General features: G+C 67.4%; 13 protein-coding genes. 10 read left to right on the top strand and 3 right to left on the bottom strand.

Annotated features, from left to right (window positions below; genetic code table 11):
• Nucleotides 1-2: 2 nt before the first annotated feature.
• From tssK to tagH, 3 genes are read right to left on the bottom strand one after another with little or no spacing between them, the layout of a single operon-like run.
• Nucleotides 3-1,337: a type VI secretion system baseplate subunit TssK gene (gene tssK / locus V0R62_RS17415; protein ID WP_203648699.1), complete on the bottom strand. Its 1,335-nt coding sequence runs from the start codon at nt 1,335-1,337 to the stop codon at nt 3-5.
• A gap of 15 nt (nt 1,338-1,352) precedes the next feature.
• The gene (gene tssJ / locus V0R62_RS17410) at nt 1,353-1,853 is read right to left on the bottom strand and encodes a type VI secretion system lipoprotein TssJ (RefSeq protein ID WP_186712079.1); all 501 of its coding nucleotides are present in this window, start codon (nt 1,851-1,853) and stop codon (nt 1,353-1,355) included.
• A gap of 49 nt (nt 1,854-1,902) precedes the next feature.
• The gene (gene tagH, locus V0R62_RS17405) at nt 1,903-3,276 is read right to left on the bottom strand and encodes a type VI secretion system-associated FHA domain protein TagH (RefSeq protein ID WP_330104611.1); all 1,374 of its coding nucleotides are present in this window, start codon (nt 3,274-3,276) and stop codon (nt 1,903-1,905) included.
• A 396-nt stretch (nt 3,277-3,672) separates the two neighbouring features.
• On the opposite strand from tagH, the gene tssA reads away from it, so the two are divergent.
• The 10 genes from tssA (at nt 3,673) to tssH (ending at nt 14,347) form a co-directional block, all read left to right on the top strand.
• On the top strand, nt 3,673-4,707 hold the full coding sequence (gene tssA / locus V0R62_RS17400; RefSeq protein ID WP_330104610.1) for a type VI secretion system protein TssA: 1,035 nt from the start codon (nt 3,673-3,675) through the stop codon (nt 4,705-4,707).
• Between the two features lie 73 nt (nt 4,708-4,780).
• Nucleotides 4,781-5,296: a type VI secretion system contractile sheath small subunit gene (tssB, locus tag V0R62_RS17395; protein WP_023632506.1), complete on the top strand. Its 516-nt coding sequence runs from the start codon at nt 4,781-4,783 to the stop codon at nt 5,294-5,296.
• An 11-nt stretch (nt 5,297-5,307) separates the two neighbouring features.
• Nucleotides 5,308-6,801: a type VI secretion system contractile sheath large subunit gene (tssC, locus tag V0R62_RS17390; RefSeq protein WP_046857484.1), complete on the top strand. Its 1,494-nt coding sequence runs from the start codon at nt 5,308-5,310 to the stop codon at nt 6,799-6,801.
• Between the two features lie 94 nt (nt 6,802-6,895).
• Nucleotides 6,896-7,384: an Hcp family type VI secretion system effector gene (locus V0R62_RS17385; RefSeq protein WP_050703365.1), complete on the top strand. Its 489-nt coding sequence runs from the start codon at nt 6,896-6,898 to the stop codon at nt 7,382-7,384.
• A 72-nt stretch (nt 7,385-7,456) separates the two neighbouring features.
• The gene (locus V0R62_RS17380) at nt 7,457-7,891 is read left to right on the top strand and encodes a type VI secretion system amidase effector protein Tae4 (RefSeq protein WP_028689174.1); all 435 of its coding nucleotides are present in this window, start codon (nt 7,457-7,459) and stop codon (nt 7,889-7,891) included.
• Nucleotides 7,888-8,298: a hypothetical protein gene (locus V0R62_RS17375; protein WP_186712082.1), complete on the top strand. Its 411-nt coding sequence runs from the start codon at nt 7,888-7,890 to the stop codon at nt 8,296-8,298. The genes V0R62_RS17380 and V0R62_RS17375 overlap by 4 nt, the downstream gene beginning before the upstream one ends.
• The gene (tssE, locus tag V0R62_RS17370) at nt 8,292-8,807 is read left to right on the top strand and encodes a type VI secretion system baseplate subunit TssE (RefSeq protein ID WP_038707176.1); all 516 of its coding nucleotides are present in this window, start codon (nt 8,292-8,294) and stop codon (nt 8,805-8,807) included. Before V0R62_RS17375 ends, tssE begins: the two co-directional genes overlap by 7 nt.
• The gene (tssF, locus tag V0R62_RS17365; RefSeq protein ID WP_330104609.1) at nt 8,804-10,666 is read left to right on the top strand and encodes a type VI secretion system baseplate subunit TssF; all 1,863 of its coding nucleotides are present in this window, start codon (nt 8,804-8,806) and stop codon (nt 10,664-10,666) included. Before tssE ends, tssF begins: the two co-directional genes overlap by 4 nt.
• A complete protein-coding gene (tssG, locus tag V0R62_RS17360; protein ID WP_186731904.1) occupies nt 10,630-11,679 on the top strand; it encodes a type VI secretion system baseplate subunit TssG in 1,050 nt (349 codons plus the stop codon). The genes tssF and tssG overlap by 37 nt, the downstream gene beginning before the upstream one ends.
• Entirely contained in the window at nt 11,672-14,347 is a 2,676-nt protein-coding gene (gene tssH / locus V0R62_RS17355) for a type VI secretion system ATPase TssH (protein WP_330104608.1), read from the top strand. The genes tssG and tssH overlap by 8 nt, the downstream gene beginning before the upstream one ends.

Raw genomic sequence — 14,347 nt, 5'->3', positions numbered from 1 at the left:
GCTTATCCTCGAATGGCCCAGAAGGCCAGGTTCAGGCCGGGGAACTCGCCGGCGACGTAGAAGGCGAAACCACCGGAATGCTGCAGCTGCTTCCAGTGTTCGCTGCCTCGGTCGAGCTCGAAGTAGGTGGAACCGGCATGGAACGGAATCTGCCTCGGCGCCACCGGCAGCGGCAGCAGGCCAATGCCCGGCAGTTGCAGGTTGACCAGGTCGCGGATGTGCTCCACCGCGCCGATCTTGCTCTGCTGGCCGAAGCGGCTGCGCAGGGTCTCGCTGGGCACGTCGGCGCGCACCACCAGGACGAAGCTGGCACTGTCGAGTAGGCTGCGGTCGGCCAGCATGCCGACATGAATGCCGTAGGCCTTCTCGACCAGCGGGATGGCCACGGCCTTGCTGTCGATCAGCATCGACAGGGCCTCGCGCAGGGCGGCCAGCACTGGGGCGAAGGTGGCCGCCAGGTCGTCGTGCTGGTACACCGGATATGCCTCGGGGCGGCGCCCTTCACGGGTGAAGGTGGCGAACTCGCCGGCCAGGGCCACCAGCTCGCTGTACAACCGCTCGGGGTGCAGCGGCGTCAGCTGGTTGAGGTGCTCGACCAGCGGCTGGGCGCGGTTGACCAGTTGCAGCAGCATGAAATCGGCAATCTCCGAGGCACCGCCGTTGGCCGAGGCCACCACGCGCCCGGCCAGGGCCTCGCCGCGCTGGTGCAGCAGGCCGAGCAGCTCGCCACGGAAACCCGACAGCAGGTTGCTGGCGGTCACATCGAGCAGCGGCGGGATGTAACCGTCATCCAGCACCAGGGCGCGATCGGCGCGCTTCTCCCGGATACGCACCACGCCCAGCGCGGCATAGTCGCTCAGGCCGTCCTCGGCGCGAAGCAGGCGCAGGGCGCGGCTGCCCAGGGCCAATGGCGCGCGGTTCTCGAACGGGGCGTTGTCGTCGCGGACTTCACTGATACGGCTGACATAGCGCGCGCCGTCGGGCGTTTCGCCGTCATCGACGGTATCGCGGGCACCGGCGCGCTTGAGCGGCAGGCCCAGGTAGATCACGCCGTTGCGCAGGTCGTCGGGAATCTCCAGCGGCGCGGGCGGCAGGTCGTCACGCGGGATGTCGAACGGCGTGCCGTCCGGCAACAGGCCACGGGCGCTGAGGATCGCCAGCTTGCCCTGGGCCAGCAGGCCCTGGTCGACCAGCAGCTCGGAAAAACCCCAGGCAGCGGCGCTGAGTGGCCGGTTGCGGGCGTCGACGAAGTTTTCCAGGTAGCGGTCGTGCTGCTGGAAGTGCTGGGTGGTGATGAACATCCCTTCCGACCAGACCACGCGATTGTTCCAGGACATGGGTTCTCCGATTGCCTAGCGGGCAGGCTCAGGTTGTGGGGTGGCCACGGCGCTGCGCACGGCGCGCACATCGAGGCTGATCTGATAGTCACGGGGCGGCACCGGCAGCACGCTGCGCCACTGGGCCTGGTCGACCTCGCGGTAGCCGACCACCAGGCCGACCTGGCGCGTGGCCGGGTCGAGCGGACGCTCCAGGCGCAGTTGCTCGCCGGGCTGGAGCAGGACTTCGTCCTGGTCGATCAGATCGGCGGCCAGGGTGGCCTGGGCGCGCTCGGCCAGGGCGAAATAGTCGGCGCGAGCGAAGGCGGCGCTGTTCTTCAGCTCGTAGATGCGCACCCGCACCGGCGCGGGCGTGCCGCCGGCACCGGGGTTGAGCCCGGCCGCGGCGCTGAAGTACAGGGTGATACCCGTGGCCGCCGGCGCCGCGTCGGTGACGGCAGGCTCGACCGGGCTGTCCTTGCTGCAGGCACTGAGCAGCACCATGGCCAGGGCTGCGATCAGTCTCGTTGCACTCATCCTCGTCCTCATGACGTCCTGTGTTCTTCCTGTGCTCCGGGCGTTGGCCTCAGGAGCGTTGAATGCGTTGGCTATGGGCCTCGTAGGCGCGACTGAACTCGCGACCGAACAGGTCCTGGAAGTCGTCTTCGGCTTCCCGGGAAATCTGGCTGTAGAGCTCGGTGAACTGCTGCCAGCAGTGGGCCTGGCGCGAACCGCCGAACAGCTTGGCCAACCCGGCGGCGGGCGCCAGGCGCTGCTCCAGGCGGGCAGGCTCGAAGCGCTCGAGCAGGTGCTTGATGGCCGCCTCGACGCCCGCCATCACCGCCAGCTGGTGGGCGCGCAGGTCGTCGAAACTGTCGCGCACCGCCTGGTCCGGGGCCATGAACGCCTGATTGCCCTCGCGCAGCAGCAACAGCAGCGCTTCGTCGGCGTTGGGGGCGAACTTCAACGGGTTGTTGCGCACCGGGGCGATGGTGGTCTGCTGCATGCGGAACTCGCCCTTCAGGCTGCTGCGCGCGCGCAGCACATCGATCAGACCTTCGACCATCAGGCGGTAGCTGCGCCCGACCGCCTCCATCTGCGCAGCGGCATCGGCCGCGTCGATGCGCAGGTGCTCGATGCCCGCGCCACGCAGGAAGGCCTGCAGCAAGGCATCGCCGGCACCAGCCGGCTCGGGCGCAAGTGCCGACACGGCGATGGGCGGCGGCGCAGGCGTGACGACCGGTGCCACCGGCGCTACCGGCTCTGGCAGGGGCGGCGCGATCACAGGCGCAGGCTGGGGAGCAACGACCGGCGTTTCGTCGAGCAGGTTCCAGTCATCGGGGATCATGCCCGGCGCGGCGGGCATGGCGGCCTGCACCGGCGCGGGCGGCGGTGCCACCGGCGTGGGTGGACGGAAGTCATGCTGCTGTGCGGGGACATGGTCCGCCTGGCTGGCCGGGGGCACGCTTGAGGGGCCAAGAAAATCGAACAGGTCCGGCAGGGTGTCGTGGCTCGAAGCCCCCTGCAAGAACGCGGCCGGCGCGCCGACGATGGGCGCGCTCGGGGCGGCCATCTGGTTGGCCATCAGGGCTTCGAAACTGTGGGTCTGCGGCTGCCCGGCGACCGGAATCGACAGGCCGGCATCGATGCGCGCCTGGATCTCGTAATCGCCGATTCGAATAACTTCACCGTCCATCAGCGGTTCGCTGTTACCGCGACGCAGGCGAATACCGGCATGCACCAGTTCCACGCCGTTGGTGCTGTTATCGGTCAAGTAATAGCGGCCATCCTTGAACTGGATCACACAATGTTTCGAAGAAACAAGGCGCTCCGGATCGGGAAGTACCCAGTCATTATCCGCCGCACGACCTACGCTGATGGCACCGTTTTCCAGCAACTTCTCCGGGCATTGCCCAGGGGTGATCTTGTGATAACTGGTAATGGTCAGGCAAAGTGCCATCACGCCTCCTTGCATATATATGAAACACTCACACATCCATTTGAGTGGATTCGCGAGCCCGACCTCGCTTTCCGGCTAAACCCTTGTAAATACTGGGCATAACACCGAAATTCGCTTCCCGGAAGGTCGTATTAAACCCTATCGGCAAGGCACTTTGATGGCACCTGACCAATGGACACGAATACCTGCCAACTGGTTCACAGTCACCCTTCGCGGCGCGTAGCTTACCTTGACAGCAATTTGGAAATAAACCATAAATGCGCAACTTAAGAGTGCCAAAGTGATATCACGGTGATATCAACTTCGCATTCTTTGACAAGTTTGTGCGCCATTTCACATTTGCAACTTGGCGCAAACGACGCCCTCACCAAGGGCCGATATGGAGATCGATTTCTGGTGAACTCACCGCAGCTGCTCGCCGCTGTTTCCGCAGACTTTCCGTGCGGCGACGACCTCGAATACGATGCCGATTTCCTGCAACTGGAACGTGACGCCCAGGGCCGCCCCGAGCGCGTGATGGGCGACGCCGTGCAAGCGGCCGAGCCGCCGCAGTGGCGTGACATCGAGCAGTCCTGCACCAGCCTGCTGCAACGCAGCAAGGACCTGCGCATCACCCACTTCCTGGTCCAGGCCAACCTGGCCCTGCATGGCCTGCCAGGCCTGGCCGCGAGCCTCGAGCTGATCCGCGACCTGCTGGGCGAATACTGGCTGCACCTGCACCCGCAGCTGGACGCCGCCGACGACAACGACCCCACCGTGCGGGTCAATGCCCTGGCCGGGCTCACCTGCGACACCAACATCGCCCTGCTGCGCGACGCCGTGCTGGTGCGTTCGCGCACCTTTGGCCCGGTCACCCTGCGCGCCGCCCTGCATGCGGCGGGCGTGCAGCACTTCGCCAGCGAGCAGCTGAGCGCCGAGGAACTGGCCGCCGCCCTGCGCGACGCCGACCCCGAGCAGCTCGCGCAATGCCGCCAAGCCCTGCAACTGGCCCGCGAATCCCTGGACACCATCGAGAGCCGGGTCAACGACCAGGTCGGTTCGGCCAGCGGCGTCGACCTGTCCGCCCTGCGCCAGCCGCTGCGCCAGGTCCAGCAGGTGCTGGCCGACTACAGCCCGGAAGGCTCGGCGCCGGTCAGCGCGAGCATGGACGAAGTGACGGCGCACGGCGTCCCTGACGACCCGCTGCCCGCCGCCGTCGCCGCGCCACGTGTCGCCGCGCGCCCCGGCGAGGTGAACAGCCGCGACGACGTGCTGCAGAGCCTCGAGCGCCTGCTCCAGTACTACGCCCGCCACGAGCCCTCCAGCCCGCTGCCGGTGCTGCTGCGCCGGGCGAAGAAGCTGGTCGACGCCGACTTCGCGACCATCGTCCGCGACCTGATCCCCGATGGCATGTCGCAATTCGAGAACCTGCGTGGCCCGGAACACGATTGACGTCGTTCCGGCCGCCTAAACACCGACGCCCGCAACAAGCAGAGCCGCCGTACCGGCGACCAGGAGGAACAACGTGGCGAAAGACAGCTCCCAGAAATTCATCGCGCGCAACCGTGCGCCGCGGGTACAGATCGAATATGACGTCGAGCTGTACGGCGCCGAGAAGAAGGTCCAGCTGCCCTTCGTCATGGGCGTGCTCTCGGACCTCGCCGGCAAGCCCGCCGAGCCGCTGCCGGCCGTGGCCGACCGCAAGTTCCTGGAGATCGACGTCGACAACTTCGACTCGCGCCTGAAGGCCATGAAGCCCCGCGTGGCGTTCAACGTGCCCAACGAGCTGACCGGTGAAGGCAACCTGAGCCTGGACATCACCTTCGAGAGCATGGACGACTTCAGCCCCGCCGCCGTGGCGCGCAAGGTCGATGCCCTGAACCAGCTGCTCGAGGCCCGTACCCAGCTGGCCAACCTGCTGACCTACATGGACGGCAAGACCGGCGCCGAGGACATCATCCTCAAGGCCATCAAGGACCCGGCGCTGCTCCAGGCCCTGGCCAGCGCGCCGAAACCCGCCGACACCGAGCCGAAGGCCTGAGGAGACCGACCATGAACGATCCGTTGCGCGACAGCCAGGCCCCGCAGGCGGCCACCCAGGACCCAAGCGAGTTCGCCAGCCTCCTGCTGCAGGAATTCAAGCCCAAGACCGAGCGGGCCAAGGAAGCCGTCGAGAGCGCCGTGCGCACCCTCGCCGAGCAAGCCCTGGCACAGACCAGCCTGGTCTCCAACGATGCCATCGGCTCGATCGAGCAGATCATCGCCGCCATCGACGCCAAGCTCACCGCCCAGGTCAACCAGATCATCCACCACGATGACTTCCAGAAGCTCGAAAGCGCCTGGCGCGGCCTGCACTACCTGGTCAACAACACCGAGAGCGACGAGCAGCTGAAGATCCGCGTGCTCAACATCTCGAAGAACGACCTGCACAAGACCCTGAAGAAGTTCAAGGGCACCGCCTGGGACCAGAGCCCGGTGTTCAAGAAGCTCTACGAAGAGGAATACGGCCAGTTCGGTGGCGAGCCCTACGGCTGCCTGGTGGGCGACTACTACTTCGACCAGTCGCCCCCCGATGTCGAGCTGCTGGGCGAAGTGTCCAAGGTCTGCGCCTCGATGCACGCGCCGTTCATCTCCGCCGCCTCGCCGACGGTGATGGGCATGGGCTCGTGGCAGGAGCTGTCCAACCCGCGCGACCTGACCAAGATCTTCACCACCCCGGAATACGCCGGCTGGCGCTCGCTGCGCGAATCGGAAGACTCGCGCTACATCGGCCTGACCATGCCGCGCTTCCTGGCACGCCTGCCCTATGGCGCCAAGACCGACCCGGTGGAGGCCTTCGCCTTCGAGGAAGACACCGACGGCGCCGACAGCAGCAAGTACACCTGGGCCAACGCCGCCTACGCCATGGCGGTGAACATCAACCGCTCGTTCAAGCACTACGGCTGGTGCTCGCGCATCCGCGGCGTGGAGTCGGGCGGTGAAGTCGAAGGCCTGCCGGCGCACACCTTCCCCACCGACGACGGTGGCGTGGACATGAAGTGCCCGACCGAGATCGCCATCTCGGACCGCCGCGAGGCGGAGCTGGCCAAGAACGGCTTCATGCCGCTGCTGCACAAGAAGAACACCGACTTCGCCGCCTTCATCGGCGCGCAGTCGCTGCAGAAGCCGGCCGAGTACGACGACCCGGACGCCACCGCCAACGCCAACCTGGCCGCGCGCCTGCCGTACCTGTTCGCCACCTGCCGCTTCGCCCATTACCTGAAGTGCATCGTTCGCGACAAGATCGGCTCGTTCAAGGAAAAGGACGAGATGCAGCGCTGGCTGCAGGACTGGATCCTCAACTACGTCGACGGCGACCCGGCGCACTCCACCGAGACCACCAAGGCCCAGCACCCACTGGCGGCCGCCGAAGTGGTGGTCGAGGAAGTCGAAGGCAACCCGGGTTACTACAACTCGCGCTTCTACCTGCGCCCGCACTACCAGCTCGAAGGGCTGACCGTGTCGCTGCGCCTGGTGTCGAAGCTGCCTTCGGCCAAAGGGGCCTGATCATCGCGGGGCAAGCCCGCTCCCACGCAGGGAGCGGGCGTGCCCCGCGACTAGCCACTACTACCGCTAACCGACGCGAAATCCCGAGGACATCATGGCTGTAGATATTTTCATCAAGATCGGCGACATCAAGGGCGAGTCCCACGACAAGGCCCACAAGGACGAAATCGACGTGCTCAACTGGAGCTGGGGCATGTCCCAGTCCGGCAACATGCACATGGGCAGCGGCGGCGGTTCGGGCAAGGTCAACATCCAGGACCTGTCGATCACCAAGTACATCGACAAGTCCAGCCCCAACCTGATGGCCCACTGCTCCAGCGGCAAGCACATCGACAAGGTCAAGCTGACCGTGCGCAAGGCCGGCGGTGAAAGCCAGGTCGAGTACCTGATCATCAACCTCGAAGAGGTGATCGTCAGCTCGCTGAGCACCGGCGGCTCGGGCAGCGACGACCGCCTGACCGAGAACGTGACCCTGAACTTCGCCAAGGTCACCGTCGACTACCAGCCGCAGAAGGCCGACGGCACCAAGGAAGGCGGCCCGATCAAGTACGGCTGGAACATCCGCTCCAACGTCAAGATGTGACCGACCGCGCCCGTGCCGCCCCAGGCGGCGCGGGCGCCCTTCTCCACGCCTCACCCGCCCACGGTGAACATCATGGCCAAGCCTTCTTTCATCAACCTGTGGAATGCCTATCCGAAAGTGTCCTCGCCCTGCGATGGTCCGTGGGACAACCAGTGCGCCATCCGCATGAGCATCGCGCTCAATGGCGAGATGAGCCTCAAGGTCAACAAATCGACCTATACCGAACCCAAATGCGCCCATGGCCATGCCCGTGGCGCCGAATCCCTGGCCAACTGGCTGGAGCGCCAGCTGGGACGCCCGCAGCGCATCGGCGGCAGCGCCCAGGAGCGCGACAAGCTCAAGGCCAAGACCGGGATCATCTTCTACAAGGACTGCTTCGCCCGCACCGGGCAAAGCCAGGAAAACCGCACGGGCGACCATATCGACCTGTGGAACCGCGGCCTGACCAAAGGCTTCTCCGATCAGAACTACCAGTCGAAACAGGTCTGGTTCTGGGAGCTGACATGAAGCGCGTGGCCCTGGCCGGCGCCCTGCTGCTGGCCCTGAGCGCCTGCGCCGACGCCGAACTGCTGGACCAGGCGAACCTGGGCGGGCAGACCGTGAAGCTGACCGAGAATGCCGGGCAGTGCGTGCTCGATCGCGGCGAACAGCGTCTGGCACTGGACATGCCATGGCCCTGCGGCCTGAGCCCCGACCGCGCCGGCAAGGCCCGGGTCGAGCAGTTCGACGGTGTGCCGATCGTGCTGGTGACCCATGTGCAGCCACACCCGACGCTCAAGGGCGAATGCCTGAAGACCTCGCGCGCCGTGCGCCTGACCCCGGCCGGCCTGGAAGCCTCCACGCCGGCGCCGAGCGCGTCCTGCGACACCGGTTTCGAAGACCAGAAAATGTTCACAGGGATGTTCCAGTGGTAGCCGAGATCGCCACCCGCGACCGCCTGCAGCCCTCGCTGCTGGATCGCCTGACCGATGACGACCCGGGCAACCCGCAGGAAGCCCCCGACAAGCGCGTGCTCAGCCTGCAGCAGCTCAAGGCCTCGGTGCTGCGCGACCTGGCCTGGCTGCTCAACACCACCTCGCTGCTCGACACCGGCGCCACGCTGAATTCCCCGGCCGGCGCCTCGGTGATCAACTACGGCCTGCCGGCCCTGGCCGGCAACAGCGCGTCGAACATCGACCTCAACGCGCTCGAGCGCATCATCCACCAGGCCATCGCCACCTACGAGCCGCGCATCCTCGCCCATACCCTGAAGGTGCGCGCCCAGGCCGCGCCCGGCGAGATGAACGCCAATGCCCTGAGCTTCGAGATCGAAGGCGACCTGTGGGCCCAGCCGGCGGCCCTGCCGCTGCTGTTGCAGACCGACGTAGACCTGGAGTCCGGGCACGTGCGCGTGGCCCCCGCCGACCGCCGGAGACGCGCATGAACCCGCGCCTGCTCGAGCTGTACAACCAGGAACTACAGCACATTCGCGAGGGTGCCGCCGAGTTCGCCAAGGAATACCCGAAGATCGCCGGGCGCCTGACGCTGTCCGGGATCGAATGCGCCGATCCCTATGTCGAGCGCCTGCTGGAAGGCTTCGCCTACCTCACCGCGCGAGTGCAGCTGAAACTCGACGCCGAGTACCCGACCTTCACCCACAACCTGCTGGAAATCGCCTACCCGCACTACCTGGCGCCGACCCCGTCGATGACCGTGGTGCAACTGCAGACCGACCCCGACGAGGGCTCTCTGGCCGCCGGTTTCCAGCTGCCCCGCGACAGCGTGCTGCGCGCCAACCTCGGCCGCAACTCGCAGACGCCGTGCGAATTCCGCAGCACCCAGGACGTGACCCTGTGGCCGCTGCAGGTGGCCCGCGCCGAATACTTCGGCAACCCCGGCGCCGTGCTCGGGCGCCTGGCCGCCAGCGAGCCGAAGGCCCGCGCCGGCCTGCGCCTGAGCTTGCGCAGCGGCGCGGAAATCCCCTTCAACAGCCTGCCGCTGACGCACCTGCCGCTGTACCTCAATGGCGCCGACGAAACACCCTTCCGCCTGTACGAGCAACTGCTGGGCAGCGCCTGCGCGGTGTTCGTGCGCCAGCCCGGGGCCGACTGGGTCGAGCGCATCCCGGTCGAGCAGGCCTTGCTACCGTGCGGTTTCGACGACCGCGAAGCGGCGTTGCCGGTGGTCCCCCAGGCGTTCCAGGGCTATCGCCTGTTGCAGGAATACTTCGCCCTGCCGCAGCGTTTCCTGTTCGTTGATTTCGCCGGGCTGGAGCGGGCAGTCAAACGCTGCGATGGCCAGGAACTGGAACTGTTGGTGCTGTTCGAGCGTTTCGACGCCGCGCTGGAGAGCAGCGTGGGCAGCGCGCAGTTCGTGCCGTTCTGCACCCCGGCGATCAACCTGTTCCCGCGCCGGGTCGACCGTATCCACCTGACCGACCGGGTCCACGAGCACCATGTGATCGCCGACCGCACCCGGCCCACCGATTTCGAGATCCACTCATTGCAGCAGGTCAGCGGCCACGGCACCGGGCCGGACCAGGCATTTTTGCCGTTCTACGCCGTGCGCGACCCGTCACGCTACGGCCGCGACCAGGCCTACTACATCGTCCGCCGCGAGCCCCGGGTGCTGTCCAGCGAGCAGCGACGCAACGGCACGCGCTCCAGCTACATGGGCAGCGAGACCTTCGTCAGCCTGGTCGACGGCCACCAGGCGCCGTACCGCCACGACCTGCGCCAGCTGGGCATCAGCGCGCTGTGCAGCAACCGCGACCTGCCGCTGTTCATGAACGTCGGCGACGGGCGCAGCGACTTCAGCCTGGCCGACAGCGCGCCGGTGTCCGCCGTGCGCTGCCTGGCCGGCCCCAGTCGACCGAAGGCCAGCCATGCCCATGACAACCGGGCCTGGCGTCTGATCAGCCAACTGTCGCTGAACTACCTGTCCCTGGCCGAACAGGGCCAGGGCGCCGCCGCCCTGCGCGAACTGCTGCGCCTGTACGGCGACCAGCAGGACAGTGCCCTGCAACTGCAGATCGACGGCCTGCGCGAAGTCAGCTGCAAGCCCTGCACCCGGCGCCTGCCGATGCCCGGGCCAATCGTCTTCGGCCGCGGCCTGGAGATCACCCTGACGTTCGACGAGAATGCCTTCCGCGGCACCGGCGTGTTCCTCCTGGGCGCGGTGTTCGAGCGCTTCCTGACCCGCTACGTGTCGATCAACAGCTTCACCGAAACCGTGCTGCGCACCAGCGAACGTGGCGAGATCATGCGCTGGAACGCCAAGCCCGGGCGCAGGCCGACCCTGTGAACACGCTACAGGCCATGCAGGCGCAGCCCTGGGAGTACGACTTCTTCCAGGCGCTGCGACGCCTCGAGGCGGAAAACCCCGAGCTGCCGCGCTTCGGCCATTCGCTACGCCTGGCCGACGAGCCGGTGCGCCTGGGCCAGCGCCTGGATTGCAGCTTCGCCCCGGCGACGCTGGCCTCGGTCACGGCCAACGACGATCAGCCGGCGCGCCTGGAGCAGTTCTTCTTCGGCCTCGGCGGCCCCAACGGTCCGCTGCCGCTGCACCTGACCGAGTACATGCGCGAGCGCCAGCGCAACCACGCCGACCCGACCAGCAAGCGCTTCCTCGACATCTTCCACCACCGCCTGCTGAGCCTGTTCTACCGCGCCTGGGCCGAGGCCCGGCCGACCGTCAGCCACGACCGCCCCGGCGACGACTACTGGGCCGCGCGCCTGGCCGCCCTCAGCGGCCGCGGCCAGCCGGAACTGCAAGGCCAGGGGCCACTGGCCGACAGCGCCAAGCTGCACTGGTCCGGCCACCTGGCGGCGCAGACCCGCTACCCGGACGGCCTGTGCAGCATCCTGTCGAGCTATTTCGGCGTGCCGGTGCAGCTCGAGGAGTACGTCGGCCAGTGGCTGGAGCTGCCCGAGCGCAGCCAGCTCGGCGTACGCGCCAACCGCCTGGGCGTCGACCTGTGCCTGGGCCGCTACGTCTGGGACCGCCAGCACAAGTTCCGCCTGTGCCTGGGCCCGCTGACCCTCGACCAGTACCACGCCCTGCTCCCCGGCGGGCAGGCGTTCGTCGAGCTGGCGGCCTGGGTCGCCGAGTACCTGGGCCAGGAACTGGACTGGGACCTCAACCTCATCCTCGCGCAGGGCCAGGTGCCCGCGCTGCAACTCAATGCCGGTCAGCGCCTGGGGTTCGACACCTGGCTCGGCCGCCCCTCGCACGATGCACGCGACCTGAAGCTGGCCCGGTACTACGCCGACCAGCCGGTCGCCGCCCCCCTCACAAGGAGTCAGGACCATGGGTGAAATCAGCCGCGCCGCGCTGTTCGGCAAACTCAACAGCGTCGCCTACAAGGCCATCGAGGCGGCCACGGTGTTCTGCAAGCTGCGGGGCAACCCCTATGTCGAGCTGGCGCACTGGCTGCACCAGCTGCTGCAACTGCAGGACAGCGACCTGCACCGCATCATCCGCCAGTTCAACGTCGAGCCGGCACGCCTGGCCCGCGACCTGACCGACGCCCTGGACCGCCTGCCACGGGGCTCGACCTCGATCACCGACCTGTCCTCCCAGGTCGAGGAAGCCGTCGAGCGCGGCTGGGTCTACGGCAGCCTGATGTTCGGCGAAAGCCAGGTGCGCACCGGCTACCTGCTGGTCGGCATCCTCAAGACCCCAAGCCTGCGCAACGCGCTGCTGGGGCTGTCCAGCGAGTTCGCCAAGCTGAAGATCGAGGCCCTGAGCGAGCGCTTCGACGAGTACGTCGGCGACTCGCCGGAAAACAACCTGGCCGCCAGCGACGGCTTCAGCGCCGCCGCGCCGGGCGAGGCCAGCGGCGCCATGGCTCCGGCGGCGATGGGCAAGCAGGAGGCGCTCAAGCGCTTCACCGTCGACCTTACCGAGCAGGCCCGCAGCGGCAAGCTCGACCCCATCGTCGGCCGTGACGAGGAGATCCGCCAGCTGGTCGACATCCTCATGCGCCGCCGCCAGAACAACCCGATCCTCACCGGCGAGGCCGGCGTCGGCAAGACCGCCGTGGTCGAAGGCTTCGCCCTGCGCATCGTCGCCGGCGACGTACCGCCGGCACTGAAAGACGTCGAGCTGCGCAGCCTGGACGTCGGCCTGCTGCAGGCCGGCGCCAGCATGAAGGGCGAGTTCGAACAGCGCCTGCGCCAGGTGATCGAGGACGTCCAGGCCTCACCCAAGCCGATCATCCTGTTCATCGACGAGGCCCACACCCTGGTCGGTGCCGGCGGCGCGGCAGGCACCGGTGACGCCGCCAACCTGCTCAAGCCGGCCCTGGCCCGTGGCAGCCTGCGCACCGTGGCCGCGACCACCTGGGCCGAGTACAAGAAACACATCGAGAAGGACCCGGCCCTGACCCGCCGTTTCCAGGTAGTCCAGGTCGACGAGCCGAGCGAGGCCAAGGCGCTGTTGATGATGCGCGGCGTGGCCTCGACCATGGAGAAGCACCATCAGGTGCAGATCCTCGACGAAGCGCTGGAAGCCGCCGTGAAGCTGTCGCACCGCTACATCCCGGCGCGCCAGCTGCCGGACAAGTCGGTGAGCCTGCTCGACACCGCCTGCGCCCGCGTCGCCATCAGCCTGCACGCGGTGCCGGCCGAGGTGGACGACAGCCGTCGGCGCATCGAAGCGCTGGAGGTGGAACTGCAGATCATTGCCCGCGAAGCCGCCATCGGCGTCAGCACCGGGCAGCGCCAGGCCCAGGCCGACAGCCTGCTGGTCGAGGAGCGCGAGCGCCTGGCCGACCTGGAAAACCGTTGGGCCGAAGAGAAGGCCCTGGTCGATGAACTGCTGGCCACCCGCGCGCAACTGCGCGAGCAGGTCGGCGTGGTCGACCGGGAAGTGGACGCACAGGGCAGCCATGAGCTGCGTGAAACACTCATCGACCTGCAACAGCGCCTGAGCCAACTGCAGGGCGAAAGCCCGCTGATCCTGCCGACCGTGGACTACCAGGCGGTGGCCTCGGTGGTCGCCGACTGGACCGGCATCCCGGTGGGCCGCATGGCGCGCAACGAGATCGAGACCGTGCTCAACCTCGACAGCCACCTGGCCAAGCGCATCATCGGCCAGGACCACGCGCTGAAGATGATCGCCAAGCGCATCCAGACCTCCCGCGCCGGCCTCGACAACCCGAACAAGCCGATCGGCGTGTTCATGCTCGCCGGCACCTCCGGGGTGGGCAAGACCGAGACCGCCCTGGCCCTGGCCGAGGCCATGTACGGCGGCGAGCAGAACCTGATCACCATCAACATGAGCGAGTTCCAGGAAGCCCACACCGTCTCCACCCTCAAGGGCGCGCCACCCGGCTACGTCGGCTACGGCGAGGGCGGCGTGCTGACCGAAGCGGTGCGCCGTCGCCCGTATAGCGTGGTGCTGCTGGACGAGGTGGAGAAAGCCCACCCCGACGTGCACGAGATCTTCTTCCAGGTGTTCGACAAGGGCGTGATGGAAGACGGCGAAGGCCGCCAGATCGATTTTCGCAACACCCTGATCCTGCTCACCACCAACGCCGGCACCGAGCTGATCGCCAACATCTGCAAGGACCCGCAGGCCCTGCCCGATCCGGAGGCCGTGGCCACCTCGCTGCGCAAGCCGCTGCTGGAGATCTTCCCGCCGGCGCTGCTCGGCCGCCTGGTGACCATCCCCTACTACCCGCTCAGCGACGCCATGCTCAAGGCCATCACCCGCCTGCAGCTGGAGCGCATCCGCAAGCGCGTGGAAGGCACCCACAAGGTCGGCTTCGCCTACGACGACGGCGTGGTCGAGCTGATCGTCTCGCGCTGCAGCGAGACCGAGAGCGGTGGCCGCATGATCGACGCCATCCTCACCAACGGCCTGCTGCCGGACATGAGCCGCGAGTTCCTGACCCGTCTGCTCGAGGGCAAGCCGCTGGCCAGCGTCAGCATCAGCCGCCGCGACAACGACCTGCACTATGACTTCGGCGCCGCCGACTGA

The organism is Pseudomonas carassii (assembly GCF_036324045.1).
Lineage (GTDB): Bacteria > Pseudomonadota > Gammaproteobacteria > Pseudomonadales > Pseudomonadaceae > Aquipseudomonas > Aquipseudomonas peradeniyensis.
This window is presented reverse-complemented; position numbering and strand designations above follow the sequence as displayed.